The 2,405-nt window shown below is 52.5% G+C and carries 1 rRNA gene; it reads left to right on the forward strand.

What is annotated here, in order from left to right:
* Window positions 1-2,356: ribosomal RNA gene (locus tag IRZ77_RS26610) — 23S ribosomal RNA — on the forward strand; the annotation flags it as partial.
* Window positions 2,357-2,405: the final 49 nt, after the last annotated feature.

Raw genomic sequence — 2,405 nt, forward strand, 5'->3', positions numbered from 1 at the left:
TTGTTAGGTGACTGCGTACCTTTTGTATAATGGGTCAGCGACTTATATTCAGTGGCGAGCTTAACCGAATAGGGGAGGCGTAGCGAAAGCGAGTCTTAATAGGGCGTTTAGTCGCTGGGTATAGACCCGAAACCGGGCGATCTATCCATGGGCAGGTTGAAGGTTAGGTAACACTGACTGGAGGACCGAACCGACTACCGTTGAAAAGTTAGCGGATGACCTGTGGATCGGAGTGAAAGGCTAATCAAGCTCGGAGATAGCTGGTTCTCCTCGAAAGCTATTTAGGTAGCGCCTCATGTATCACTCCAGGGGGTAGAGCACTGTTTCGGCTAGGGGGTCATCCCGACTTACCAAACCGATGCAAACTCCGAATACCTGGAAGTGCCGAGCATGGGAGACACACGGCGGGTGCTAACGTCCGTCGTGAAAAGGGAAACAACCCAGACCGTCAGCTAAGGTCCCAAAGTCATGGTTAAGTGGGAAACGATGTGGGAAGGCTTAGACAGCTAGGAGGTTGGCTTAGAAGCAGCCACCCTTTAAAGAAAGCGTAATAGCTCACTAGTCGAGTCGGCCTGCGCGGAAGATGTAACGGGGCTCAAACCATGCACCGAAGCTACGGGTGTCATCTTTGATGACGCGGTAGAGGAGCGTTCTGTAAGCCTGTGAAGGTGAGTTGAGAAGCTTGCTGGAGGTATCAGAAGTGCGAATGCTGACATGAGTAACGACAATGCGAGTGAAAAACTCGCACGCCGAAAGACCAAGGTTTCCTGCGCAACGTTAATCGACGCAGGGTTAGTCGGTCCCTAAGGCGAGGCTGAAAAGCGTAGTCGATGGAAAACAGGTTAATATTCCTGTACTTCCAGTTATTGCGATGGAGGGACGGAGAAGGTTAGGCCAGCCTGGCGTTGGTTGTCCAGGTTTAAGGTGGTAGGCTGAAATCTTAGGCAAATCCGGGATTTCAAGGCCGAGAGCTGATGACGAGTTGCCTTCAGGCGACGAAGTGGTTGATACCATGCTTCCAAGAAAAGCTCCTAAGCTTCAGATAACTGGGAACCGTACCCCAAACCGACACAGGTGGTTAGGTAGAGAATACCAAGGCGCTTGAGAGAACTCGGGTGAAGGAACTAGGCAAAATGGCACCGTAACTTCGGGAGAAGGTGCGCCGGCGAGGGTGAAGGACTTGCTCCGTAAGCCCATGCCGGTCGAAGATACCAGGCCGCTGCGACTGTTTATTAAAAACACAGCACTCTGCAAACACGAAAGTGGACGTATAGGGTGTGACGCCTGCCCGGTGCCGGAAGGTTAATTGATGGGGTTAGCGCAAGCGAAGCTCTTGATCGAAGCCCCGGTAAACGGCGGCCGTAACTATAACGGTCCTAAGGTAGCGAAATTCCTTGTCGGGTAAGTTCCGACCTGCACGAATGGCGTAACGATGGCGGCGCTGTCTCCACCCGAGACTCAGTGAAATTGAAATCGCTGTGAAGATGCAGTGTATCCGCGGCTAGACGGAAAGACCCCGTGAACCTTTACTATAGCTTTGCACTGGACTTTGAATTTGCTTGTGTAGGATAGGTGGGAGGCTTTGAAGTGGGGACGCCAGTTCTCATGGAGCCATCCTTGAAATACCACCCTGGCAACTTTGAGGTTCTAACTCAGGTCCGTTATCCGGATCGAGGACAGTGTATGGTGGGTAGTTTGACTGGGGCGGTCTCCTCCCAAAGAGTAACGGAGGAGTACGAAGGTGCGCTCAGACCGGTCGGAAATCGGTCGTAGAGTATAAAGGCAAAAGCGCGCTTGACTGCGAGACAAACACGTCGAGCAGGTACGAAAGTAGGTCTTAGTGATCCGGTGGTTCTGTATGGAAGGGCCATCGCTCAACGGATAAAAGGTACTCCGGGGATAACAGGCTGATACCGCCCAAGAGTTCATATCGACGGCGGTGTTTGGCACCTCGATGTCGGCTCATCACATCCTGGGGCTGAAGCCGGTCCCAAGGGTATGGCTGTTCGCCATTTAAAGTGGTACGCGAGCTGGGTTTAGAACGTCGTGAGACAGTTCGGTCCCTATCTGCCGTGGACGTTTGAGATTTGAGAGGGGCTGCTCCTAGTACGAGAGGACCGGAGTGGACGAACCTCTGGTGTTCCGGTTGTCACGCCAGTGGCATTGCCGGGTAGCTATGTTCGGAAGAGATAACCGCTGAAAGCATCTAAGCGGGAAACTTGCCTCAAGATGAGATCTCACTGGGATCTTGAATCCCCTGAAGGGCCGTCGAAGACTACGACGTTGATAGGTTGGGTGTGTAAGCGCTGTGAGGCGTTGAGCTAACCAATACTAATTGCCCGTGAGGCTTGACCATATAACACCCAAGCAATTTGCTAGCGCAGATTGCGGTGGTGAAGACGAAA

The sequence above is a fragment of the Pseudomonas pudica genome (genome assembly GCF_015680405.1).
In the GTDB taxonomy this organism is placed as follows: domain Bacteria; phylum Pseudomonadota; class Gammaproteobacteria; order Pseudomonadales; family Pseudomonadaceae; genus Aquipseudomonas; species Aquipseudomonas pudica.